The 22,740-nt window shown below is 64.8% G+C and carries 18 protein-coding genes; 11 read left to right on the forward strand and 7 right to left on the reverse strand.

The genetic code is table 11. The features are described from left to right. Positions 1 to 123: 123 nt before the first annotated feature. Positions 124 to 1,575 (forward strand): winged helix-turn-helix domain-containing protein, encoded by a 1,452-nt coding sequence (locus MOQ67_RS13495; protein ID WP_169885466.1) that lies wholly within the window; start codon positions 124 to 126, stop codon positions 1,573 to 1,575. On the opposite strand, the gene MOQ67_RS13500 is transcribed toward MOQ67_RS13495, so the two are convergent. Both MOQ67_RS13500 and MOQ67_RS13505 read right to left on the reverse strand, forming a co-directional pair. After that, entirely contained in the window at positions 1,522 to 4,281 is a 2,760-nt protein-coding gene (locus tag MOQ67_RS13500; protein WP_198718414.1) for an ATP-binding protein, read from the reverse strand. The two genes, MOQ67_RS13495 and MOQ67_RS13500, sit on opposite strands and share 54 nt — an antisense overlap. A gap of 58 nt (positions 4,282 to 4,339) precedes the next feature. Next, the gene (locus tag MOQ67_RS13505) at positions 4,340 to 4,735 is read right to left on the reverse strand and encodes a helix-turn-helix domain-containing protein (RefSeq protein ID WP_046383864.1); all 396 of its coding nucleotides are present in this window, start codon (positions 4,733 to 4,735) and stop codon (positions 4,340 to 4,342) included. Positions 4,736 to 4,941: 206 nt separating this feature from the next. On the opposite strand from MOQ67_RS13505, the gene MOQ67_RS13510 reads away from it, so the two are divergent. The 5 genes from MOQ67_RS13510 to MOQ67_RS13530 all read left to right on the forward strand — a co-directional run bounded on the left by MOQ67_RS13510 (position 4,942) and on the right by MOQ67_RS13530 (position 10,118). Continuing rightward, on the forward strand, positions 4,942 to 5,853 hold the full coding sequence (locus MOQ67_RS13510) for a LysR substrate-binding domain-containing protein (RefSeq protein ID WP_046383863.1): 912 nt from the start codon (positions 4,942 to 4,944) through the stop codon (positions 5,851 to 5,853). A gap of 108 nt (positions 5,854 to 5,961) precedes the next feature. After that, positions 5,962 to 6,552, forward strand: coding sequence for an antibiotic biosynthesis monooxygenase (locus tag MOQ67_RS13515; protein ID WP_057004840.1), 591 nt, complete (start codon positions 5,962 to 5,964; stop codon positions 6,550 to 6,552). Continuing rightward, positions 6,549 to 8,387 carry an amidohydrolase gene (locus MOQ67_RS13520; protein WP_448675937.1) on the forward strand — a complete coding sequence of 613 codons (1,839 nt, stop codon included), beginning with the start codon at positions 6,549 to 6,551 and terminating at the stop codon, positions 8,385 to 8,387. Before MOQ67_RS13515 ends, MOQ67_RS13520 begins: the two co-directional genes overlap by 4 nt. 27 nt (positions 8,388 to 8,414) lie before the next feature. Beyond that, positions 8,415 to 9,032 carry an isochorismate family cysteine hydrolase YcaC gene (ycaC, locus tag MOQ67_RS13525; RefSeq protein ID WP_198718415.1) on the forward strand — a complete coding sequence of 206 codons (618 nt, stop codon included), beginning with the start codon at positions 8,415 to 8,417 and terminating at the stop codon, positions 9,030 to 9,032. Positions 9,033 to 9,230: 198 nt separating this feature from the next. Then, positions 9,231 to 10,118 carry a LysR family transcriptional regulator gene (locus MOQ67_RS13530; protein ID WP_046488517.1) on the forward strand — a complete coding sequence of 296 codons (888 nt, stop codon included), beginning with the start codon at positions 9,231 to 9,233 and terminating at the stop codon, positions 10,116 to 10,118. On the opposite strand, the gene MOQ67_RS13535 is transcribed toward MOQ67_RS13530, so the two are convergent. Both MOQ67_RS13535 and MOQ67_RS13540 read right to left on the reverse strand, forming a co-directional pair. Further along, complete coding sequence (locus tag MOQ67_RS13535) at positions 10,105 to 11,142, reverse strand: AraC family transcriptional regulator (protein WP_046383858.1); 1,038 nt, start codon at positions 11,140 to 11,142, stop codon at positions 10,105 to 10,107. The two genes, MOQ67_RS13530 and MOQ67_RS13535, sit on opposite strands and share 14 nt — an antisense overlap. A gap of 1 nt (position 11,143) precedes the next feature. Beyond that, positions 11,144 to 12,058, reverse strand: coding sequence for a GGDEF domain-containing protein (locus MOQ67_RS13540; protein ID WP_102618575.1), 915 nt, complete (start codon positions 12,056 to 12,058; stop codon positions 11,144 to 11,146). A 379-nt stretch (positions 12,059 to 12,437) separates the two neighbouring features. On the opposite strand from MOQ67_RS13540, the gene MOQ67_RS13545 reads away from it, so the two are divergent. The 5 genes from MOQ67_RS13545 to MOQ67_RS13565 all read left to right on the forward strand — a co-directional run bounded on the left by MOQ67_RS13545 (position 12,438) and on the right by MOQ67_RS13565 (position 18,934). After that, the gene (locus tag MOQ67_RS13545) at positions 12,438 to 14,951 is read left to right on the forward strand and encodes a TonB-dependent receptor (RefSeq protein ID WP_102618574.1); all 2,514 of its coding nucleotides are present in this window, start codon (positions 12,438 to 12,440) and stop codon (positions 14,949 to 14,951) included. Between the two features lie 144 nt (positions 14,952 to 15,095). Further along, entirely contained in the window at positions 15,096 to 16,961 is a 1,866-nt protein-coding gene (locus MOQ67_RS13550) for a phytase (RefSeq protein ID WP_198718416.1), read from the forward strand. 49 nt (positions 16,962 to 17,010) lie between these two features. Continuing rightward, positions 17,011 to 17,703, forward strand: coding sequence for a protein TolQ (tolQ, locus tag MOQ67_RS13555; RefSeq protein WP_046383854.1), 693 nt, complete (start codon positions 17,011 to 17,013; stop codon positions 17,701 to 17,703). Positions 17,704 to 17,717: 14 nt separating this feature from the next. Then, positions 17,718 to 18,164, forward strand: coding sequence for a protein TolR (tolR, locus tag MOQ67_RS13560; protein ID WP_046383853.1), 447 nt, complete (start codon positions 17,718 to 17,720; stop codon positions 18,162 to 18,164). Next, on the forward strand, positions 18,161 to 18,934 hold the full coding sequence (locus MOQ67_RS13565) for a TonB family protein (RefSeq protein ID WP_448675938.1): 774 nt from the start codon (positions 18,161 to 18,163) through the stop codon (positions 18,932 to 18,934). Before tolR ends, MOQ67_RS13565 begins: the two co-directional genes overlap by 4 nt. A gap of 100 nt (positions 18,935 to 19,034) precedes the next feature. Here MOQ67_RS13565 and MOQ67_RS13570 read toward each other — a convergent pair whose 3' ends face one another. The 3 genes from MOQ67_RS13570 to MOQ67_RS13580 all read right to left on the reverse strand — a co-directional run bounded on the left by MOQ67_RS13570 (position 19,035) and on the right by MOQ67_RS13580 (position 22,611). Then, complete coding sequence (locus MOQ67_RS13570; RefSeq protein WP_198718418.1) at positions 19,035 to 20,213, reverse strand: acyl-CoA dehydrogenase family protein; 1,179 nt, start codon at positions 20,211 to 20,213, stop codon at positions 19,035 to 19,037. A gap of 61 nt (positions 20,214 to 20,274) precedes the next feature. Next, positions 20,275 to 21,624, reverse strand: a complete 1,350-nt coding sequence (locus MOQ67_RS13575; RefSeq protein ID WP_046383850.1) for an LLM class flavin-dependent oxidoreductase — start codon at positions 21,622 to 21,624, stop codon at positions 20,275 to 20,277. A 12-nt stretch (positions 21,625 to 21,636) separates the two neighbouring features. After that, positions 21,637 to 22,611, reverse strand: coding sequence for an ABC transporter substrate-binding protein (locus MOQ67_RS13580; RefSeq protein WP_046488508.1), 975 nt, complete (start codon positions 22,609 to 22,611; stop codon positions 21,637 to 21,639). Between the last annotated feature and the right edge of the window lie 129 nt (positions 22,612 to 22,740).

Genomic DNA, 22,740 nt, shown 5'->3' on the forward strand with positions numbered 1-22,740 from the left:
ATTGTCCGTATCGCTCCCCGTGCCAGCATTGTCCTGTTACAACGAGCTGGCAAGATAACGGCAGGCCCATGGAAGAAGGATGCGCGGAAGCCCAAGCTCGGGTGTTTCAGCGCTTTTACGCAGATGAACAACGACCATGCGATGCGCTTTGGCCCTTACACCTTTCATCGCCAGCAGCGCCTGGTCAGCAAGGCAGGCATGCCCGTGCCGTTGGGCGGGCGCGCGCTGGACATCCTGGCGGTGCTGCTCGAAACGCCCGGGCAATTTGTCAGCAAGGACACCCTGATCGCCCGCGTCTGGCCGTGCAGCGTGGTGGAAGAGAACAACCTGCGGGTGCATATCGCCGCCCTGCGCCGTGCGTTGGACGGTCGTCGCTACATTCTCAATGAACCCCAACGCGGCTATTGCCTGGTTGCGCCGCTGCAGGAGGCCGCTGGGAACGCGGCACCGCGGCACAACCTGGCGACCCGGCTCAGCCCGCTGATCGGTCGCGACGAACTGGTGGGGACGCTGGTCCGACGCCTGTCGGGGCAACGCCTGATGACCCTCACCGGAGGCGCTGGCGTCGGCAAGAGCAGCCTGGCGCTGGCGTTGGCCGAGCGTGTGTCGCCGCGTTATCGCGACGGCGTGTGGTGGCTGGATCTGGCCGGTGTCGATACGCCCACGGCAATGCTGCGCCACTTGGCCGAGACCCTCGGGCTCGACGCGGCTGACAGTGGCGCGGCACTCTTCCGTCAATTGGCCTCGCGCCAGTTATTGCTGGTGCTCGATGGCGCCGACGTGTTGCTCGGCGCCTGCCGTCATCTGGTGCGCGCGCTGCAGGCCAGCGCGCCTGGGGTGACGCTGTTGTTGAGCAGCCGCGAAGCCTTGCGGGTGCCCGGCGAGTGGGTGCAGCGCGTGCCTCGCCTGGCGCTGCCGATGCCGTCCGCCTGGGGCAGCGTCGAGCAGGCGATGGCCTACTCGGCGGTGCAGGTGTTCGTCGCGCGCGTGCGCGCCAGTCAGCAAGGGTTTGCCCTGCGGCCCCAGGACTTGCCGGCGCTGCGCGATATCTGCCGCCGGCTCGACGGTATTCCGTTGGCCCTCGAACTGGCGGCGGCCCAGGTCGATGCTCTCGGCGTGCAGGGCTTGCAGGTGCAATTGCGCAGCGGCCTGCAAGTGCTGGCGCGCGGTCGGCGCACGGCGCTGGAACGCCACCGATCCCTGGCGGCGGCCCTGGACTGGTCATACGAGCGCCTGAGCCTGCCGGAGCGTTGGCTGTTCCTGCAACTGGGCCTGTTCAAGATGGCGGTGAGCTTGCCCGTCCTGGGGCAGTTGATCGCCGGCACCGAGCTGGCTCACGCCGACCTGCCATACCTGCTGCGGCGACTGGTCGACATCTCGCTGCTGAGCGTGGAGCCCGGCCTCGGTCCCGAGCGTTACCGCCTGCTCAACAGCGTGCGCAGCTACGCCCTGGCGCAACTGCGCGACCCGCTGCAAGTGGCGCGTCTGCAGCAAGGGTATGGGCATTATCTGGGGGCGTTTTCAGGCCGGCCGTTTGTCCTGCAACTCGTCGAGCAGGCGGCGCACGCCGATTAGCTCCTGGGTGGCGAACCCTTCGCTGAATCGCCCGTAGACCGAGTCCAGCAACTCGCGTGCCGCTTGCCGGCGGTCTTGGCGCTGCCACAGCCGCGCCAGCGCGGTCGCACTGCGTAACTCCCAGGCCAGGGCGCCTTGCTGGTGCGCCAGGCCGAGTGCCTCGAGCAACAGCGCTTCTGCCGGGATGTCGTCACTGTGCTCGGCGCGCACCCGCAGGATCTCTGCCGAACACCAGCCGGCCGCGCCGCTTTTGGCGCGTTCGAACATCGCCGCGTCCACCGCGCCCGCGTTGAAGGTCACCAGGGTATCCGCGATCAGGCCGAGCCCGGGCATGGCTTGCGTCGGCGTTGCGCCCGCGTAGTGTCGGGCCCAGGTATGAAACAGCTGCACCGAGTGCTTTTGCGCTTGTTGCAACAACAGTTCCTGCAGCGAATGGGCCGCGGCCGCGTCGCCGTTGTAGCGGGCGATGACCACCCCGGCCAGGGCCAGGGTGTAGCAGATCGAGGTGCCGTGGTTGATCTGCAGCGCCAGTTCCAGGGCCTGGTTCGCGGTGCGCCAGGCCCGCTCCGGGAACCCCCGCAGCCACAGGATGCGAGCGAGGATCGTCAGCGAGGCCACGCCCTGGTCGTACTGCACGCCGAAGCCATGGGTGAACCGGTTCAGATGGCCGCTGTGGGCCATGCGCTGGATCACCTGTTCGGCATTGCGCAGGGCCAATGCCTGGTGACCGGCAAAGTGCTGGGCCAGTACCCGCAGGCGCTGGGCGCTGAGGTCGAGCAAGGGGTCGGCCTGGGGGCCGAGTTGATCGAAGTGCAGGCTTTGCGCAAGTGCCTGGCGATAATTGCCGCAGCACAGGTTGACCGCCATATGGCCCGACACCGCACGCAACTGGCCGCTCAGATCGTTGTTCGCTTCGGCCAGGCGCCGCGCGTAGGCAAAGGCGTCAATGGTCTGCGGCGTACCGCCCTGGGTGTGATACGAAAAACTGCCCAGCGCCAGTTGCAACGCCATGTGCAAGTGCGGGTTCGGCGCGGGCGATTGCGCCAGCCGTGCGAGCGCCTTGCCCACGTACAGCCCGTGTTCCCCCAGCAATGACAGTTCCTGCCACAAGGGCATCGCGCTGACCGTCAGGCGAATACCCAACAGGTGCGTGCCCTGGTCGCCCAGGCCCCAATCCAGTGCGGCGCGGATGTCTTCGCGCAGGGGCGCGTAGCGGTCGATCCAGGGCTGCGTCGCGGTCAGTTCCCAATCGTCCCGGGCCTGTTCCATCAAGGCCAGGCAGCGTGCGGCGTGGCGCTCGCGGGTGGTGTCGAGTTCAGCGGCCACGCTGAGCTTTTCCAGGGCGTAGGTGCGGGTGATGTCCAGCAGGCGGTAGACCATCTCGTCATCGCCGGGCTCGACATTGAGCAAGGACTTGGCCACCAGTTGGGTGATCGAACCCAGCACCTCGGCCGGCGCGATCTGTTCCCCGGCGATCACCGCCGCCGCGCTGGCCAGGCTGAAGCCGCCGCGAAACACCGCCAGGCGGCGCAGGCAGATCTGTTCGCACGGCGCGAGCAGGTCGAAACTCCAGTCCAGCGTGGCGCGCAGCGTCTGTTGACGGGGCAGGGCACTGCGGCGGCCACGGGTCAGCAGGCGAAAGTTGTCTTCCATCTGCACCAGCAGGCCTTGCAGGCCGAAACGTTCGATCTGCGCCGCCACCAGTTCAATCGCCAGCGGGATACCGTCGAGGCGCTGGCAGATATCAATCGCCAATGGCAGTTCGGCTTCGCTGAGGGCGAAGCTGTCCTGATGGGACATGGCGCGCTCGATCAACAGTTGCAGGGCCGGATAGCCCAGCGCCTGGGCACGGTTGCCGGTGGCGGGCGGGCAGGCCAGCGGCTCCAGGCGCTGCACGTATTCACCCTCGGCGCGCAGTGCTTCACGGCTGGTGGCGAGGATGTGAACGTTGGGGGCGTGGCGCAGCAGGGTCTCGCTGATCAGGGCGATGTCATCGAGCAGGTGTTCGCAGTTGTCGATCACCAACAGCAACTGGCGTGTGTGGAGACTGCGCGCGAGGGTCAACAGCGGCGCGTGTTCGTCGGGGGTGAGGTCGAGCAGGGCGGCGAGGTTGGGCAGGATCATCGACGGCGCGCTGAGGGGGGCGAGGTCGAGCAGGCGAATGCCGTCGCGGTAATGCCCGATCAACAACTCGGCGACACGCAGCGCGACCGTGGTCTTACCGATGCCTCCCGCGCCGGTCAGGGTGATAAAGCGTTGTTGCGGCAGTTGCTGCACCAGCGCATCGATCAGCGCCTGGCGGCCGATCATCCGCGTGCTGCGCAGCGGCAGGTTATGGGCCTGGCTTTGCGCACTGCCGTCGGTTGGAAGGGCCATCGGTTCGATGCTCAGTGGCGCAACAAAACTGTAACCGCGCTGGGCCACGGTGACGATGTAGCGCTGCCCGGCCTGGCCATCGCCCAGGGCCTTGCGCAACGCCGCCATATGCACGCGCAGGTTGCCGTCTTCGACCACGCTTTTGGGCCAGACCCGCGCGATCAGTTCCTGCTTGCTCACCACATTGCCGGCCTGTTCCAGCAGGATCAGCAGGATGTCCACTGCCCGCCGTCCCAGGCGCAACGGCCGGCCAGCCTCCAGCACCAGGCGTTGGCGCGGGTGTATCCGATACGGACCGAAGTGTACGGCCTGTTCGCTGAGGTCGTTCATGCCAGCCCGAGCTCTGAAAAAAGGGTTCGCCCAGCATATTCCACGCTTGCGCTGACCACTAGGCGGCAATCGCCTGCTTGCGACGCAATTGGTGATTGCGCCAGGTCATCGGGTTGACGCCTTCGCTGCGCGTGAACATATGGCAGAAGTGCGCCTGGTCGCAGAAACCACATTCGAGGCTGATTTGCGTCAGGCTCAAGGACGTACCGGTGATCAACTCCTTGGCGCGCTGGATGCGCTGTTGGCGAATCCATTCCTGCGGCGACAGCCCGGTGGTGCATTTGAAGGCGCGGGAGAAATGGCTGCGCGACAGTGCGCAGGCCTGGGCCAGGTCGGCAATCGCCAGGCTTTCGCCGAGGTTGGCGAGGATCAGTTGCTTGGCGATACGCTCGCGCCGGGGGCAGAGGCCGCCGGTCGCGCAGAAGCTTGGAGCACCGTGCTCAAGTCGGGCCATGACGAAATATCCGCAGTCGATGGGAGCGTTCCCGGTGAATGGATGCAGTGTAGACGGCCTCATTCTTGGTGCCGTGCCGTCCGACTGACGAGTTAATCGTTGTTAATTTCGCCAGTTGTTGGCGTGGAAAAGACAGCACAGGTGTGCAATCGCGCTCGCCGCGCCGCGTGCTTAGCTGGTGCTCTGTCAACTGTTTGGGGACCGCCATGAACCGCAACGACCTGCGCCGCGTCGACATGAACCTGCTGGTGATTTTCGAAGCGCTGATGTTCGAGAAGAACCTGACCCGGGTCGCCGAAAAACTGTTTATGGGCCAACCGGCGGTGAGCGCGGCCTTGGGCCGTTTACGCGATTTGTTCGACGACCCGTTGCTGCTGCGCAATGGGCGCGGCATGGAGCCCACACCACGCGCAATGGCAATACTCAAGGAGCTGCAACCGGCCATGGACACCATCTCGAGCGCGGTCAGCCGCGCCAAGGATTTCGACCCTTCCACCAGCTGTGCGGTGTTCCGCATCGGCCTGTCCGATGACGCCGAATTCGGCCTGTTCCCGCCGTTGCTCAGCCAACTGCGCGACGAGGCACCGGGGATCGTGGTGGTGGTGCGCCGCGCCAATTACCTGTTGATGTCGTCGCTGCTGGCCAGTGGCGAGATCACCGTGGGAGTCAGCTACACCACGGATCTGCCGGCCAATGCCAAGCGCAAGAAACTGCGCGACATTCCGTGCAAGGTGCTGCGCGGCGATGGCGGCACCGCACCGCTGAGCCTGGACGAATACTGTGAACGGCCGCATGCCATGGTGTCGTTCTCGGGGGACTTGAGCGGCAATATCGACCTCGACCTGGCGCGCATCGGTCGGGCGCGCCGGGTGGTGCTGGCGGTGCCGCAATTCAGTGGCTTGCGGGCGTTACTGGCGGGCACGCAGATCATCGCGACCGTGCCGGACTACGCAGCGTGCGCCTTGACCGAAGGCACCACGTTGCGCGCGCAGGACCCACCGTTTGCGATCGACGCCGCAGAGCTGTCGATGGTGTGGAGCGGGGTGCATGACAACGACCCGGCGGAGCGCTGGTTGAGGAGCCGGATCAGCGCGCACATGTCCAGCTTCCCCGCGTAGGCGGCCTCGCAGGTCACCACGCCAAACAGCACAAACATCCAATTTCGAATCGCCCGTCGCCGCCAAACTCGCCTCATCGCTCAGCTCTCCAGGGGGGAAGAACACACCATGGACCCAACACCTGAAACCGGTTCCGACGAAGTCGTCACCCTGATCGTCAAACACCGGATCAAATCCGGCAGCGAGGCCAACTACGAAGCGTGGCTACGCCGCATAGTACGCATCGCCGGCGAACGCCCGGGCCACCTCGGCGTCGACGTCGTGCGCGGTAAACACGACGGCCTGTCGCTGTTCACCTGCGTGTTGCGCTACCGCTCCACCGACGACCTGCAACGCTGGCTCGACTCCCCCGAGCGCAAAACCCTGATCGAAGAAGCCGCGCCGATGCTGGCCGACGGCGACCACACCGAAATCGGTGCGGTCAACGAGTTCTGGTTCACCCCCCAAACCGACAGCGTCGCCAAACCGCCGCGCTGGAAACAGGCCGTGGTCACCCTGTGCGTGATCCTGCCGCTGACCCTGCTGGTACCGATCGTGTGGGGCCCGATATTGGGCCTGCACCCGTTCCTGTCCAACTACGTGGTCGCCACCTTCCTGATCACCCTGACCATCGTGTTGCTGGTGGTGTACCTGCTGATGCCGGCGGCTACCCGCCTGTTCGCTCCCTGGCTTGAAGCCTCTGTAAAGGAAACCCTATGAACGCCGATCTGATTTTGTTCAATGGCCAGTTCCACACCGTGGACCGTGAAAACCCACGCGCCACCGCCGTCGCCATTCGCCAGGGGCGCTTCGTGGCCGTGGGCACCGATGGCGAGGCCATGGCCCTGCGCGGCAGCGGCACCCAGGTCATCGACCTCAAGGGCCGCACGGTGATCCCCGGCCTCAACGACTCGCACCTGCACCTGATCCGTGGCGGCTTGAACTACAACCTCGAACTGCGCTGGGAAGGCGTGCCGTCCCTGGCCGATGCCTTGCGCATGCTCAAGGATCAGGCCGATCGCACCCCGACGCCGCAATGGGTGCGCGTGGTCGGTGGCTGGAACGAATTCCAGTTCGCCGAAAAGCGCATGCCGACCCTGGACGAGCTCAACCAGGCGGCGCCGGACACGCCGGTGTTCGTGCTGCACCTGTACGACCGCGCCTTGCTCAACCGCGCCGCCCAGCGCGTGGCCGGCTACACCAAGGACACGCCCAACCCGCCGGGCGGCGAGATCGTGCGTGACAGCAACGGCAACCCCACCGGCATGCTGGTGGCGCGGCCTAACGCAATGATTCTCTACGCGACCCTGGCCAAGGGCCCGAAACTGCCGCTGGAATACCAGGTCAACTCGACCCGCCAGTTCATGCGCGAACTCAATCGCCTCGGCCTGACCAGTGCGATCGACGCCGGCGGCGGCTTCCAGAACTACCCCGATGACTACGCGGTGATCGAGCAACTGGCCAAGGATGAACAGCTGACGGTACGTATCGCCTACAACCTGTTCACACAGAAGCCCAAGGAAGAACTCAGCGACTTCAAGCACTGGACCGGCAGCGTCACCCTGCACCAGGGCGACGACTACCTGCGCCACAACGGCGCCGGCGAGATGCTGGTGTTCTCCGCCGCCGACTTCGAAGACTTCCTCGAACCGCGCCCGGACCTGCCGCTGAGCATGGAGCAGGAACTGGAGCCGGTGGTGCGCCACCTGGTCGAGCAGCGCTGGCCGTTCCGCCTGCACGCCACCTATAACGAGTCGATCTCGCGCATGCTCGACGTGTTCGAGAAGGTCAACCGCGACATCCCGTTCAATGGCCTGCCGTGGTTCTTCGACCACGCCGAAACCATCACCCCGCACAACATCGAGCGTGTGCGCGCCCTCGGCGGCGGGATTGCGATCCAGGACCGCATGGCGTTTCAGGGTGAGTACTTTGTCGAGCGCTACGGCGCCAAGGCCGCCGAAGCCACGCCGCCGATCAAACGCATGCTCGCCGAAGGCGTACCGGTCGGCGCGGGCACCGACGCCACGCGGGTGTCGAGCTACAACCCGTGGACCTCGCTGTACTGGATGGTCAGCGGCCGTACCGTAGGTGGCCTGGAGCTGCACGCCGAAGGCCTGCCGCGCCTGACCGCGCTGGAACTGTTCACCCACGGCAGCGCCTGGTTCTCGTCCGAGCAGGGCAAGAAGGGTCAGATCAAGGTCGGCCAGTTGGCGGACGTCGCCGCGCTGTCGGCGGATTTTTTCAGCGTCGATGAAGAGGCCATCAAGTGGATCGAGTCGGTGCTGACCGTGGTCGGCGGCAAGGTGGTGTATGGCGCCGGCGACTTCGAAGATTTCGCACCGCCGCGCGTGCCGGTGCTGCCGGACTGGTCGCCGGTGGTCAAGGTGCCGGGGCACTGGCGTCCCGCTTCGCCGCTGCAGGCGCAGGCTCACCACTGCAGTGGCCCGTGTGGCGTGCATGCTCATGGCCATGAGAAAGCGCGTCTTTCCAACGTGCCGGTCAGCGACTTCCAGGGCTTCTGGGGTGCGTTTGGCTGCTCGTGCTTTGCGTTCTGATACCTAAACCCACAAAGGAGTTAACCCATGACTTACAAGCGCTTGAACAAAGATGACGCCGTGGTGCTGTTGGTGGATCACCAGACCGGCCTGATCTCCCTGGTGCAGGATTTCTCCCCCAACGAATTCAAGAACAACGTGCTGGCCCTGGCCGACGTGGCGAAGTTCTTCAACCTGCCGACCATCCTCACCACCAGCTTTGAAAGCGGCCCCAACGGCCCGCTGGTGCCCGAGCTCAAAGCACTGTTCCCGGACGCGCCGTACATCCCGCGCCCTGGCCAGATCAACGCCTGGGACAACGAAGACTTCGTCAAGGCGGTGAAGGCCACCGGCCGCAAGCAGATCATCATTGCCGGTGTGGTGACGGATGTGTGCGTAGCGTTCCCGACCCTGTGCGCTCTCGCCGAAGGCTTTGAGGTGTTCGTGGTCACCGACGCTTCCGGTACCTTTAACGAAACCGTGCAACAAGCTGCCTGGGCCCGTATGACCGCGGCCGGCGCGCAACTGGTGAACTGGTTCTCCGTGGCCTGCGAGCTGCAGGTTGACTGGCGCAACGACATGGAAGGCCTGGCCAACCTGCTGTCGCCGCGCATTCCCAACTACCGCAACCTGATGAACAGCTACTCGGCGTTCACCACCAAGTAACCCGACCTCGGGAATCTCGGTAATCCCCTGTGGGAGGGGGCTTGCTCCCGATAGCGGTGGATCAGTCATGCATGTAGTGGCTGACATATTGCTATCGGGGGCAAGCCCCCTCCCACTTTTGATTGTGTTGGCACATTAGGTTTGTGGTGTAGCACCTGACAGGCTATAAATCAGCAAAATGTCCACCGAGACGCGACAATGAATCCCTTCGAAGACATGCGCCTGTTTTGCCAGGTCATGGAGTCCGGCAGTTTCACCGCCGCCGCCGAGCAATTGGGTCTGTCCAAGCAATTCGTCAGCCGCCGCCTGATCCAACTCGAAGACCGCCTCGGCGTGCGCCTGCTCAACCGCTCGACCCGCCGCCTGGATGTCACGCCCCTGGGGCAGAGTTACTACGAATCGGCCTTGCGCCTGCTCAGCGAAGTCGAGCAAGTGGAGCAGGGCATCGCCGGGCAGAACAGCGAACCGCGCGGCACCATTCGCCTGAGTGCGCCGTTGTCGTTTGCCATGGCCCATCTGGGTTGCCTGCTGCCGCTGTTTTTGCAGCGCTATCCGCAGGTGTCGGTGGAAGTCGATCTGAGCGACCGCCCGGTGGACTTGATCGGCGAAGGCTACGATCTGGTGTTGCGCATCGGCATCCTCGAAGACTCCACCCTGATCGCCCGGCGTATCGCCAGCGTGCAGCGTGTGTACTGCGCCAGCCCCGAGTACCTTGCGTTGCGTGGCACACCGCAGAAACCCGACGACCTGACCGACCACGATTGCCTGCCCTACGGCCACGGCCGCCAGGTGCAATGGCGGTTCCAGAGCAAAGGCAAGCCGCAGTCGCTGAACGTCAGCGGGCGCATGCGCGTCAATAATGGCGAGTTGCTGCGCGACGCCGCCATCGCCGGGCTGGGCGTCACCTACCTGCCGACCTTTATCGTCGCCGATGCCTTGGCGGACGGGCGCCTGGTGACGCTGTTACAAGACTTCGCCCCCGAGGCCCTGACGCTGTCGGCAGTGTACCCGCAGCACCGGCAGAGTTCGAGGCCGGTGCAGGCGCTGGTGGAGTTCCTGCGCGAGCGCCTGGCTAACGGCTGTTGAACAACTGACGGATCAGGTTCGGCGTGGTGCCTGTCCAGCGCTTGAACGAACGCCGGAAGTTCGCCGCATCGTTGAAGTTCAGGTACGCGGCCACTTCATCGTTGCTGAACCCCTTGACCTGATACAGGTGCAACGCGACGTGCTTGCGCACCCGATCCACCTGCTGCTGAAAGCCGGTGTCGTGCTTGTGCAGTTTGCGCTTGAGGGTCGCCGGGCTCATGGCGAACGCCTGGGCCGCCTGTTCCAGGCTGGGCGGCTGGCGCACCTGTTCGCGCAGGTAGTCGTAGAGGCAATCGAGAAAACTGTCGGCAAAACCGAGCTGTTCGATCTGCTCGCGGGCCTGCTGGCGCGCGACTTGGCCGGCGGTGGCGGACGCGCCGGGCCAGGCCATGACCAGGTATTCGCGCGGGATGCACATCATGTCCAGCGGGCGTGCGAAGCGCGTGTGTTCGCCCAGGTGAACCCAGTATTGTTCGACGTAATGCGGCTCGCCATGGCTGAAGCTGCATTGCCACGGCAGGCGCTGGCCGCTGAGCCAGCGGCTCATGGCGACCAGCGAGGTCATGCTGGCTTCCAGCAGGAACCGCCAGTGTTCGCCGGCGCCGCAGCTGTCCCGCCAGTACAGGTAGGCATGGTGTTCATCCCGCTCCAATTGCAGCGTCACCAGCGGGCTGAGCAGCACCTGTTGCTGGATCAGGATCTCCAGCGCCTGATCCAGGTTCTGCGCGTGGCCCAGGGCATGGCTGGCGGCGCCGTAATAGCCGGGCAGCAGGCGTTGGCCAAACAGGAAGCTGCTCTCATCGGCAGCGAGCAGGCGCCGGCTGTTGCCGATCAATCCGAGAAACTGCTGCGGGCTCAGTTGTGCTGTACCGGCGAGGATGTCCTCGTGGAACAACCCGGTGCCGCGCAACAGGCGATGGCTGTCGATGTCGCGGGACAAGGCCAGGTCGATCAACGCGGCGGGTTGGTAATGCCCTGGGATGAAGCGGCTGTCGGCCTCATACCAACGGGTTTTCACGGCCATCTCAGGCGCTTTTCGCAAGCGGTTGTTTGGCCCGGGCGAGCGTCAGGTTCAGGCGCTTGAGCAAGTCCTGGGGCGGCTCGTCCAGGGCCATCACCACGGCCGTGCTCGCCGCCAGTTGCAGGCGCTCGCCGTGTTGTCGCGTCTTGTGCGCCAGGCTGCGCACCGCTTGCTCCAACTCCAGCGCCAACGCCTGGGCCTGGCGCTCGCCGGTGTTGGGCAACACCACCACAAAGCGGTCGCCGGCCAGGCGGCAGAGTAAGTCCTGGCGGCGCAGATTGAGCAGTAGCACATGGCTGAGGGCCTGCAATACCGCATCGCCCTCGGCGTGGCCGTAGGCCTGGTTGATCGCAGTGAAATTGTCCAGGTCCAGGGCCAGCAGCGACAGCGGTTGTTGCTGGTCGCGGCTGTCTTGCAGGCTGTCGGCCAGTTGGCGCTTGAGGTAATCGGCGCCGCCCAGAGGCGTGAGTGTGTCGAACAGCCGGTGCTCGCGAAACAGCCGCTCGCGCTTCTCCATTTGCGCGCTGATCGCCAGTTGTTCGCGGTGCCAGTGGTAGATACCCAGGGTCAGCAGGATCATGCCCACCGGCATCGGCCCGGACTCCAGCCAGTGATCCCAGGTGATGCTGGCGGGCAGGCGAATGAATTCGTCAAGGCTGTCGATCCACCAGGAGAAAAAGATGCACGACAGGCCCAGTGCCAGGTAATTGGTGACGCGCCCGGCGGGGCGGCTTTTCAGCACCAGGCCCAGCCATACCAGGGCGAGCAGGGCGGAGCCGCCTTCGCCGATGATATCCAGCCATACCCACTCGCTGACGTTTTTGAGCTCGCCGCAGGCCAGGTGCAGGATCAGCCCCAGATTGGCCGCGAGCAGCAGCAGGGCGAGTTTCCAGCGGTGGGGTTTGAGCACGCAAAACATGGCCGCGAGTCCTCTGGCGAATGAGCGATGGGCGCCAGCACAGCAGATGGATGTGACGATTGGATGACGCTGGGGGAGGGTCGAATCAGCTCACCCCACACGCGATGAAAACCAACGGTGGGAGGGGGCTTGCCCCCGATTGCGGTGTGCCAGATGGCTTATCTATTGACTGACCCACCACTATCGGGGGCGAGCCCCCTCCCACCGTTGACCTCCAGAGGTCATTTCGGCTCATTCCACGTTGAGAACCAGGCAAAACTCCCGGTTTACGGGCCTTGCGGCCAACCCCTGTCACAGAACCGTCATCCCCCGGCCCTAGCGTGCCCTCCCAGTTGCCGGGCCTCTTGCCTGGCGCCAACGGACTCTTGGGGAGGACTTCATGTACAAGCGCACCGGGCTCGTCAGCTTTACGCTCACCGCCTTGGCCCTGGCGATGGCCAGCGAGCGGCTCCAGGCCGCCGACGCCACCCACACCGAGCACGTCGACGTGGTCGGCCAGGCGGCCGCCATCGACCAGGCGCTCAAGGAGCAGCGCTCCTCCGACAGCATCAAGAGCGTGGTGCATGCCGACGGCGTGGCGCAGTTGCCGGATGAAAACGTTGCCGAAGCCGCGCAGCGCCTGCCCGGCATCAGCGTCGAGCGCGACCAGGGCGAAGGGCGGTTCGTCAGCGTGCGCGGCCTCGGCCCGGACCTCAACAGCGTGACCATCAACGGCACCCTGGTGCCGTCGCCCGAAAGCGAACGTCGCGCCGTGGCCCTCGATGTGCTGCCCTCCGAGCTGGTGCAGTCGCTGTCGGTGATCAAGACCCTGACCCCGGACATGGACGCCAACTCCCTCGGCGGCACCGTCGATGTGAAGAGCCTGTCGGCGTTCGATCACAAAGGCCTGTTCTACACCGGCAGCACCGAGGCCAGCTACGACAAGAACACGCGCCAGACCAGCCCGAAATTCTCCGGCGCGGCAAGCAACCGCTTCAGCCTCGGCGATGGTATCGACAACTTCGGCGTCGCTGCGGCCCTGAGCTGGCAGAAGCGCGACTTCGGCTCGGACAACGTCGAAACCGGCGGCGCCTGGGACTTCAGCCAGGGGGCCAAACTCAACAAGTTCGAACAGCGTGACTACGACATCAGCCGCGAACGCGCTGGCGGTGGCCTGAACTTCGACTACAAGCCCGATGACCTCAGCAGCTACTACCTGCGCACCCTCTACAGCCGCTACACCGACACCGAGACCCGCAACGCCGCCAGCCTCGAGTTTGCCGACCCCCAGGCCCCTGGCGAGCTGGGTGTGGCCGAGGGCAAGCGCAAGTTGAAGAACCGTGAGGAAACCCAGGAAATCCAGTCCTACGTGTTCGGCGGCGAACGCATGCTCGGCCTGTGGACCCTCAGCGGCCAGGCCGGCTACAGCCAATCCAGCGAAGACAGCCCGGCGCATATCGCCGGCGCCACCTTCGATGGCGGCGACTTTGCCGACAGCGGCTTCTACGACAAAGACAAACCGCGCCCGATCGTCGGCGCCGGCTTCTACGACGCGAGCAACTTCACCCTGGACAAGGTCGACTGGGAAAAACAGAACACCCAAGACACCGAGAAAAACCTGCGCCTGGACCTGGCCCGCGACTACGACCTGAGCGGCTACGCGTCCCAGATCAAGTTCGGCGGCAAGGTCAGCCGTCGGCACAAGGACAACGACCTGGAAGCCTGGGTCTACAAGAACTTCGACGACCTGGGCTTCACCGACGAACAACTCAACCTCACCCGGTTCCAGAAGGGCAGCGTCGACTATCGTCTCGGCAATTACGGCCCGGGTATCAGCGCGGGGAGTATCAAGCAGCTGATCGGCAGCCTCAACCGTGATGACTTCTATGACGAGACCGAATCCCGGGTCAACGACTTCACCATCCGCGAGGACATCAACGCCGGCTACCTGATGAACACCATCGACATCGACGACTGGCGTTTCATCGCGGGCATGCGCTACGAAGGCACCGAGTTCGAAGCCAAAGGCACCGGCGCCACCGACGGCCAGTTCAGCGCCACCGAGACCAAGCGGCGTTATCACCATTGGTTGCCGGGCCTGCATGCGCGTTACCAGATCGACAAGAACACCCAGGTGCGCGCGGCCTGGACCAAGTCCGTGGTGCGCCCGACCTTTGGCCAACTGGCGCCGGGGTTCGTGATCGACGATGACGAAGCCACCTTCGGCAACCCGGACCTTAAGCCCCTGGAGTCGAGCAACCTCGACCTGGGCATCGAGCACTTCATGGGCCGCGCAGGCACCGTGTCGGCGTTCGTGTTCTACAAAGACATCAAGCACTTTGTCTACAACACCGACGTGGCCGGCACCGGCGCCTGGACCAACTTCGCCGAGGCCCACACCTACGCCAACGGCGACAGCGCCAAGCTCTATGGCCTGGAACTGGCCTACTCACAAAAGTTCGACTGGCTGCCCGCGCCGTGGAACGGCCTGTTGGTCGGTGCCAACACCACGTTCAGCCGCTCCAGCGCCGATATCGAAGGCTTCGACGCGGCCAGCGGCGGCAACCGCACACGCAACATCAGCTTGCCCAACCAGTCGGACACTGTCGGCAACCTGATGCTCGGCTGGGAAAACGACAAGCTCAGCCTGCGCGTGTCGGCCAACTACAAATCGGCCTACCTGTATGAGTTGGCCTCGATCAACGACAAGGCCCACGACCTGCACGTCGACGCACAGACTTTTGTCGACTTCAGCGCACGCTACTCGCTGACCAAGAACCTGCAAGTCAGCTTTGAGGCGCAGAACCTCACCGACGAGTCGTACTTCGTCTACACCGGCCACCGCAGCTACAACGGCCAGTACGAAGAGTACGGCCCGACCTACAAGCTCGGCCTGACCTTCACCCATTTTTAACCAACACCTCAATCCGAATGTGGGAGGGCGCTTGCCCCCGATAGCGGTATGTCAGTCGCCGGATTCATTAGCCGAACCACTGCCATCGGGAGCAAACCCCCTCCCACATGGGTTGTTCATCGTTTTCGAAGGATTTGCCTGTTCATGAGATTTTCCAAGCTATACCTGCTGATGGCCCTGGCCACCTGCGGCCATGCGCTGGCCGCCGACCTGGCCCTGACGCGTTGGGCGCCGAACCTGAACGCCGAGGCGCTGGCCTTCCTGCCCAACGGCCCCGAACGCCTGGCCGCCAGCACCCGCGACGGCCTGTTGCTGCTCGACGAAAAAGGCGCCGAACTGGCGCGTTTCAAGGGCAACTTCAGCAGCCTCGACAGCCGTGCCGCCGGTGCCCAGGTGCTGGTGGCGACCCTGGATAACCAACGCCAGCAGGCCATGCTGATCAGCCTGGATAGCGCCGGCAAACGCTGGGGCACGCCGCTGTACCTGCCGACCCGCGACTATCCGGTCAACGGCGTGTGCCTGTATCGCGACTCGGCGGCCAACCTGTTTGTGTTCCTGGTGGGCGAAGAGGGCAAGGGCGAGCAATGGCTGGTGGGCAATGGCCCGACGTTGCTGGCCCGACCCCAGCGTGTGCGCGGCTTGCCGCTGCCGCCGTCGGCGCAGTTCTGCCAGGTGGACGATGCGACCCATCAACTGGTGGTGAACGAAGAAAACGTCGGCTGGTGGGCCTACCCGGCGCACCCGGAAGCCGAGGTGAAACGCACCCCGGTGGCGCTGTTCGACAATCCCGGGCGCGCCGCCGGGGCCATGGCGCTGGTGCCGGGTGGGCTGGTCGCGCTTGATCCGAAGACCGCGCAACTGCAGCTGTTCCAGCAGGACGGCGAGCGCTGGGTGGCCCAGCCGAGCCTGCACCTGCCGGGTGTGCAGGAGGCGGAAAACCTGGCAATCAAAGGCCGGCAACTGTTGCTGCGCGACGACGACAGCGGCAACCTCTATCAGGCCGAGTTGACGTGGCAGGCTACGCCCGTCGCGCCGCTGCCGGTGCTGCCGGAAGTCGCCGCCCAGCGCCAGACCGACCCGGTCGGGCGCCAAGGCGATGCGGCGGACGACCCGGCGATCTGGATTCACCCGCAACGACCGGCGCAGAGCCGCGTGCTCGGCACCAACAAAAAACAAGGCCTGCTGGCCTACGACCTCGACGGCAAGCTGTTGCAGGAGCTGGCGGTGGGGCGCCTGAACAACGTCGATGTCCGCCCCAACTTCAAGCTCGGCCAACAGACCGTCGACCTCGCCGTGGCGAGCAATCGCGATCACAACAGCCTGAGCCTGTTCAGCATCGACCGTCAGAGCGGCGAGTTGCGCGAAGCCGGCGAAGTGCCGACGCCGCTCAAGGAAATCTACGGCATCTGTCTGTTCCAGCCGGCCAGCGGTGAACTGTACGCAATCGCCAACGGCAAGGACGGCACCTTCCTGCAATACCGTTTGAGCGCGCCGGCTGGCCGCGTGCAGGGCGAGTTGGTGCGCCAGTTCAAGGTCGACAGCCAACCCGAAGGCTGCGTCGCCGATGACCAGCGTCAGCGCCTGTTCATCGGTGAAGAAGATGTCGGCGTCTGGGCGGTGGACGCCCGAGCCGATCAGCCGGCGACGTTGACCAGCGTGATCAAGGTCGGCGCGCAACTGCACGCGGATGTCGAGGGCCTGGCGCTGTACCAGAGCGGCGCGCGCGATTACCTGGTGATCTCCAGCCAAGGCAATGACAGCTACCTGGTGGTGGATGCCGAACCGCCGTTCGCCGCCCACGGCGCCTTTCGCGTCGGTTTGAACGCTGAGGCCGGGATCGATGGGGCGTCGGAAACCGATGGCCTCGAAGTCACCGCCGTCAACCTCGGCGGGCCGTGGAGCCAAGGCATGCTGGTGGTGCAGGACGGGCGCAAGCGCATGCCCGAGCAAACCCAGAACTTCAAGTTCGTGCCCTGGCGCGATGTGACCCGCGCGCTGAAATTGCCGTAAGCCGTCATCACCCGGTCATCACTTTTTAATCGAATAGGAGTTCACCACCATGCACGCGACGATGGAACATATGACGATCTGGGGGTTGATCAGCGACGCCAGCCTGTTGGTCAAGGCGGTGATGGTCACGCTGCTGTTGGCGTCCTTGCTCAGTTGGTACTTGATTCTCCAGCGCGGCAGTGTGCTGCGGCGCCTGGAGCGCCAGTTGAACGGGTTTTTGCCGCGCTTTCGCGCGGCTCCGGACCTGCAGGCGCTGTACCGCGACACCGTGCAGGCGGGCGAGGGCGGCGTGGCGCCGATCTTTATCGCCGGGGTCGAGGAATACCAGCACCTGCACAGCCACGATCCGGCGGTGCTCGAAGGGGTGGAGCGCGCCTTGCAGGTGGCGATCACCGCGCAGGAAATCGAGTTGGAAAAGGGCCTGCAGTTTCTCGCCACCGTGGGTTCGGTCAGCCCGTACATCGGCCTGTTCGGCACGGTGTGGGGCATCATGAATTCCTTTCTCGGCTTGTCCCAGGTGCAACAAGCCACGCTGTCCACGGTGGCGCCGGGCATCGCCGAAGCCTTGATCGCCACGGCCATCGGCCTGTTTGCCGCCATCCCGGCGGTGATCGCCTACAACCGCTTTTCGGCGCGCAGCCAGACGCTGCTCACCCGCTACTACGCCTTCGGCAATGAACTGCAAGTGCGCCTGCATCGCAGCCTGAGCGGCATGCCGACCCACCTGGCCACGGCCGCCTGAACAGGAGCAAGCCCATGTTAACCAGGCCGCAACGCAAGCACGGGCCCAAGGCCGAGATGAACGTGGTGCCGTATATCGATGTGATGCTGGTGCTGTTGGTGATCTTTATGGTCACCGCACCGATGCTGACCCAGGGCGTGAAGATTGACCTGCCCAAGGTCGCCGCCGAGGCGCTGGCCACCGACACCCGCCAGCAGATCCTCACGTTGTCGGTAAAGGCCGACGGCAGTTACTACTGGAACCTCGGCGACGAGCTGGACACGCAGCACCAGACCGACAGCGCCGTGAGCCTGGAGGACATGGGCGCCAAGGTCATGCAAGTGGTGGCGGCGCGCAGTGACACCCAGGTCTATATCCGCGCTGACGAAGACGCCGGGTATGGGCGCGTGGTCGCGGCGATGGCGGTGTTGCAAAAGGGCGGCGTCAGCCACCTGGGGCTGGTGACCGAGGCCCCGCAATGACGGCGATCATCATGCACAGTCCGAGCCTGGTGATGGCGCCTCGGGATTGCAGCGGGTGGTGGCGCAAAGGCTTGGCGGCGAGCCTGGCCGTTGCGCTGCATGTGGGTGTGGTGGCCGGGCTGATGTTGGGCTGGTCACCGCAGAAGCCGATGGTGCAAGCGCCGCAGGTGATGCATACGCAACTGGTGATGCTGCCGCCGGCCGCGGCCCCCGTGCCTGAACCGCTGCCTGAAGCGCTGGCGGTGGCGCCGCCACCGCCGGAGCCCGTGGTGGTGCCGACGCCGGTGAAACCCACCCTCGACCCGCAGATCCAGGCGCAAAAACTGGAGAAAGCGGCCCTGGCGCGTAAGCGCGTCGAGCAAAAGCGCCTTGAACAGCAACAGGAACGCCAGGCCACCGAACAGCACAACCGCGAGCTGGAGCAACAACGGCTGAACCAGGCGCGGCTGGCCGCTGAAACCGCGCGGGTTGCCACACCTGCTCCAGCCCCGGCGTTCGACAGTCGCCAATACTTGCCGCTGAGCAAAGAAGCACCGCAGTACCCCGAACGCGCCCTGGACAAAAACATCGAAGGCGATTGCTCGGTGGAGTACACCGTCAACTCCCTGGGCCGCGTGGAAAACCCCAAGGTGCTGGACGGCTGTCATCCGCTGTTTATCCGGCCTTCATTGGCGGCGGCGAATACCTTCCGCTACCAGCCGAGGATCGTTGACGGCAAGGCGGTAGCGGTGCCGGCGGTGCGCAATACCTTTCACTACCGCATCAAATGAGATTGGCCAGCCGACACAAGGCCTCAGCCACATTTTTTTAACCGAGTCAGGCGTTGGCCGAGCGCACCTCAGACGAGGATGCTCAGGGTGGTGCCCTTGCTCATGTGCGTTCCTTCTGCCGTTGGGCGAAGGCCGCCTTGCCGACGCCTTGCAGCACGGCATCGTTCTGCGGGGTGTGGACGCGGCTGCACAACACGTCGCGGTAGTGGCGCTGCAGCGGGCTGTGGCGGGACAGGCCGGGGTTGCCCGAGGCTTCGATCGCCAGCTCCACGGCGCGGATCGCGTTGCCGGTCACCAGGTACTTCAACTGCGCCGCATTGCCGGCCGGGGTATGCCCTTCGGCGGCGGCGTCGAGCAGGCTGCGGTTGGCAAACAGCAGGGTGTCGATATGCCCGACGGTTTCCTGGAAACGCGGCAATGTCGCCAGCGCGGCGCCGAGGTTGGACGGCTGGCGCGTTTGCAGCCAGTTCACCAGCCAATCGCGCGCGGCCTGGGCCACGGCGTCATACACCGACGACAGCAGCACTGACATCCACAGCAACCCCTCGGCATCCAGTTCCGGCTGCGGTGCGCTCCAGGGGCTGACGCTGACGGCGTGGTCGAGCGGCACCAGCACGTTGTCGAACACCACGTCATGGCTACAGGTAGCGCGCATGCCCAGGTGGTCCCAGCTGTCGATGATGCTTATGCCGGGGCTGTTTTTGGGGACCAGCCAGGCGCCTACCAGCGGGTCGGCATCGTCACTGCGCGCCCACACGCTGAACCAGCTCAGGCCGTGGCTGCCGGTGGAGTAGAGCTTGCGCCCGCTGATGCGCCAGCCTTCAGGGCTGCGCACTGCGGTGGTCGCCGGCAGGCCGCCGCGGGCGGGGGTGCCGAGGTCCGGCTCGACGCGCAGCGCGTTGATCAACGCACCGTGGCGCACCGCGTCTTCGGCGACTTTTACACGCAGGTGCGCGGGCCAGGTTTTGCTGTCTTGCAGGCGCGTGTGTTGCAGGTACTGCATCACCAGGATCAGCGCGGTAGAGGGTTCGCCCTTGGCAATCGCGCTGATGGCTTTGCGTGCCTGGGCCAGGCTGGCGCCGCCGCCACCGAGGGCCTTGGGCACGGTGAGGGCGAGCAGGCCGTGTTCATGCAGCCGTTTGAAGTTGGCGTGGGGGAAGGCGCTGCTCTCGTCGAAAAGCTGAGCGCTGCCGGCCAGTTCGGCGCTGAGACGGTCGAGCAGGGCGTCGAAGTTGGCGACTTCCACGGCGCGCAAGGACGGTGGCGAGGATGACGTCATGATGCGTGGACTCGGTCAGAAATCGGGGCGCGGGCTGGCTCCCCGTTGTGGAAGGATTCGCTCATGCCAATGCCTCCTGCTGTGCTTCGACCTCGGCGGCGACGCTGTAGCGGTTGGCCGGTACGTCCAGGCCGAGGTTGTCGCGCAGGGTCTGGCCGCTGTATTCGCTGCGGAACAGACCGCGCTGTTGCAGCAGTGGCACCACCCGTTCGGTGAAGTATTGCAAGCCATCGGGCAGCACCGAATTGACGATGAAACCATCGCTGGCGCCGGTCTCGAACCAGGTCTGGATCGTATCGGCGACGTGCTCCGGGGTGCCGACAAAATCACGCTTGGGCCGCGAGAAATGCAAGGCCACTTCGCGCAGGGTCAGGCCTTTGTCCCGGGCCAGTTGCTTGATGTGGTCGGAGCCGCCTTTCTGGCTGTTGGAACCCAGCTCGCCCAACTCGGGGAACGGTTCGTCCAGCGGATACTGGCTGAAGTCGTGGTCGTTGAACGGGCGACCGAGGGCGACAATCGCATCTTCCACGGTTACCAGGTCCACTGCCTGCTGATAGCGGCGTTCCACTTCGGCGGCGTCGCGGCCGACAATCGGGCGGATACCCGGCAGGATCGACAGGCTGTCGGCGTCGCGGCCGAAGCCTGTGGCGCGGCGTTTGAGGTCTTGGGTGTAGGCCAGGCCGTCTTCGATGCTGTCGACATGCACAAAGATCGCATCAGCATGCTCGGCGGCGAAGTTGCGCCCGTCCTCCGAGGTGCCCGCCTGGAAAATCGCCGGCTGGCCCTGGCGCGAACGGGCGATGTTGAGTGGGCCTTTCACCGAGAAAAACTCGCCCTGGTGATTCAGCGTGTGCAGCTTGTGCGGGGTGAAGAACTCACCGCTTTGCTTGTTGTAGGCAAAGGCGTCGTCTTCCCAGGAGTCCCACAACCCCTTGACCACATTCAGGTGTTCCCTGGCGATGCGATAGCGCACCGCATGCGGCGGGTGCTCGGCCTTGCCGAAGTTATCGGCGGTGCCGCTCAGCCACGAGGTGACCACGTTCCAGCCGGCGCGGCCGCCGCTGATGTGGTCCAGCGAGGCGAACTGGCGTGCGACCTGGTAGGGCTCGGTGTAGCTGACGGTGACGGTGGCGACCAGGCCGATATGCGTGGTCAACGCGGCCAGGGCCGAGAGGATGGTCAGCGGTTCGAACCGGTTGAGGTAATGCGGGCTGGATTTGGCATGGATGTGCAGGCTGTCGGCGATGAACACGAAGTCGAACTTGGCGGTTTCGGCCAGTTCAGTCTGCTGCTTGTAGAACGCAAAATTCGTACTGGCATTCGGTTGCGCCTGTGGGTGGCGCCATTCGCCCCAGCCGTGGCCGACACCGTGGACCATGGCGCCGAGTTTCAATTGACGTGGCTTGCTCATGTTCTGCTCCTGTTAACGCGATGCTTGGTTTTGGGGGGCACGCTTGGCGTTAAAGCTCTTGTCGAAACCCTGCGATACGTCGATGTGCCGGGGCAGCAGGCCTTCTTGTTGGTAGGTGTCGGCGGTCGCTTGCAGGCCGCTGATCACGGCGTCGTCAATCAGCACCGGGGTCAGGTGGGTTTCTTTGGCCACGGCCACATGCACAGCCAGCGGCAGCCCGGTGATTTTGCTCTGGGCGGCGGCGTACTCGTTGGGGTGCGTATTGGCCCAGGCGTAGGCGCGGTCGACGCGTGCGACAAAGTCGTCGAGCTGCGCGCGTTTTTCGCTGATGGCCTGGCTGGTTGCCGCGAGGTACAGGTGGTTGCTCAACAGCGTGTTGCCGCTGGCCACGATCCGCGCCTGGCTTTGTGAGGTGACCACAGTGGTGTAGGGGTCCCAGGTCGACCAGGCATCGGCGCTGCCATTGTCCAGCACCAGGCGCGATTCGCTGGGCAGCAGGAAAATGAACTGCACGTCCTGGGTGGTCAGGCCGGCGCTGGCCAGCGCCTTGATCGCCAGGTAATGCCCGATGGAGCCACGGCCTGTCACGATGCGCTTGCCTTTGAGGTCCGCCACGGTCTTGATGGGTGAGTCCTTCGGCACCAGCAGGGCGGTGGTGCTACGCCCGTCGGCGTGGATGATGCTGACCACCTTGAGCGCCGCACCGGCACCGAGGGCGAACACATACGGTGCATCGCCCAACGCACCGATATCCACGGCGCCGGCATTCAAGGCTTCACCCAGCGGCGAGGCGGACGGGAATTCCGCCCACTGGATTTCATAGGGCACATTCTTGGCTTCGCCGGAGACTTCCAGCAGCGCCTTGATCGTCGATTTCTGATTGGCCACCCGCAGCGGTTGCAGGTCGGCGGCATGGGCGCCGGTGCTCAGGCCGAAGGCCAGTGCGGTGCCCAGGAGCAGGCGTTTGAACGGGGAGGCAAAGACCATGGGATACAGGCTCCAGGCAGATCAAGAAAGGGTTCGGCTACCTCCGCCTGGAGAAGGGGTCGGTGAGGGGTTAACGTTATTCCCATAAAAACCTGCTGTGAAGTTCTTTTTGGTTATATGGTAATTATT

This window comes from Pseudomonas sp. LY-1, assembly GCF_053502595.1.

Bases quoted from the DNA above. Each gene is read 5' to 3' on its own strand.
- tolR (WP_046383853.1), top strand. From the start codon at position 17,718: ATGTTAACCAGGCCGCAACGCAAGCACGGGCCCAAGGCCGAGATGAAC.
- MOQ67_RS13535 (WP_046383858.1), bottom strand. From the start codon at position 11,142: ATGGCCGTGAAAACCCGTTGGTATGAGGCCGACAGCCGCTTCATCCCA.
- MOQ67_RS13570 (WP_198718418.1), bottom strand. From the start codon at position 20,213: ATGACGTCATCCTCGCCACCGTCCTTGCGCGCCGTGGAAGTCGCCAAC.
- MOQ67_RS13515 (WP_057004840.1), top strand. From the start codon at position 5,962: ATGGACCCAACACCTGAAACCGGTTCCGACGAAGTCGTCACCCTGATC.
- MOQ67_RS13500 (WP_198718414.1), bottom strand. From the start codon at position 4,281: ATGAACGACCTCAGCGAACAGGCCGTACACTTCGGTCCGTATCGGATA.
- MOQ67_RS13580 (WP_046488508.1), bottom strand. From the start codon at position 22,611: ATGGTCTTTGCCTCCCCGTTCAAACGCCTGCTCCTGGGCACCGCACTG.
- tolQ (WP_046383854.1), top strand. From the start codon at position 17,011: ATGCACGCGACGATGGAACATATGACGATCTGGGGGTTGATCAGCGAC.
- MOQ67_RS13530 (WP_046488517.1), top strand. From the start codon at position 9,231: ATGAATCCCTTCGAAGACATGCGCCTGTTTTGCCAGGTCATGGAGTCC.
- MOQ67_RS13565 (WP_448675938.1), top strand. From the start codon at position 18,161: ATGACGGCGATCATCATGCACAGTCCGAGCCTGGTGATGGCGCCTCGG.
- MOQ67_RS13495 (WP_169885466.1), top strand. From the start codon at position 124: ATGAACAACGACCATGCGATGCGCTTTGGCCCTTACACCTTTCATCGC.
- MOQ67_RS13510 (WP_046383863.1), top strand. From the start codon at position 4,942: ATGAACCGCAACGACCTGCGCCGCGTCGACATGAACCTGCTGGTGATT.
- ycaC (WP_198718415.1), top strand. From the start codon at position 8,415: ATGACTTACAAGCGCTTGAACAAAGATGACGCCGTGGTGCTGTTGGTG.
- MOQ67_RS13505 (WP_046383864.1), bottom strand. From the start codon at position 4,735: ATGGCCCGACTTGAGCACGGTGCTCCAAGCTTCTGCGCGACCGGCGGC.
- MOQ67_RS13550 (WP_198718416.1), top strand. From the start codon at position 15,096: ATGAGATTTTCCAAGCTATACCTGCTGATGGCCCTGGCCACCTGCGGC.
- MOQ67_RS13575 (WP_046383850.1), bottom strand. From the start codon at position 21,624: ATGAGCAAGCCACGTCAATTGAAACTCGGCGCCATGGTCCACGGTGTC.
- MOQ67_RS13540 (WP_102618575.1), bottom strand. From the start codon at position 12,058: ATGTTTTGCGTGCTCAAACCCCACCGCTGGAAACTCGCCCTGCTGCTG.
- MOQ67_RS13520 (WP_448675937.1), top strand. From the start codon at position 6,549: ATGAACGCCGATCTGATTTTGTTCAATGGCCAGTTCCACACCGTGGAC.
- MOQ67_RS13545 (WP_102618574.1), top strand. From the start codon at position 12,438: ATGTACAAGCGCACCGGGCTCGTCAGCTTTACGCTCACCGCCTTGGCC.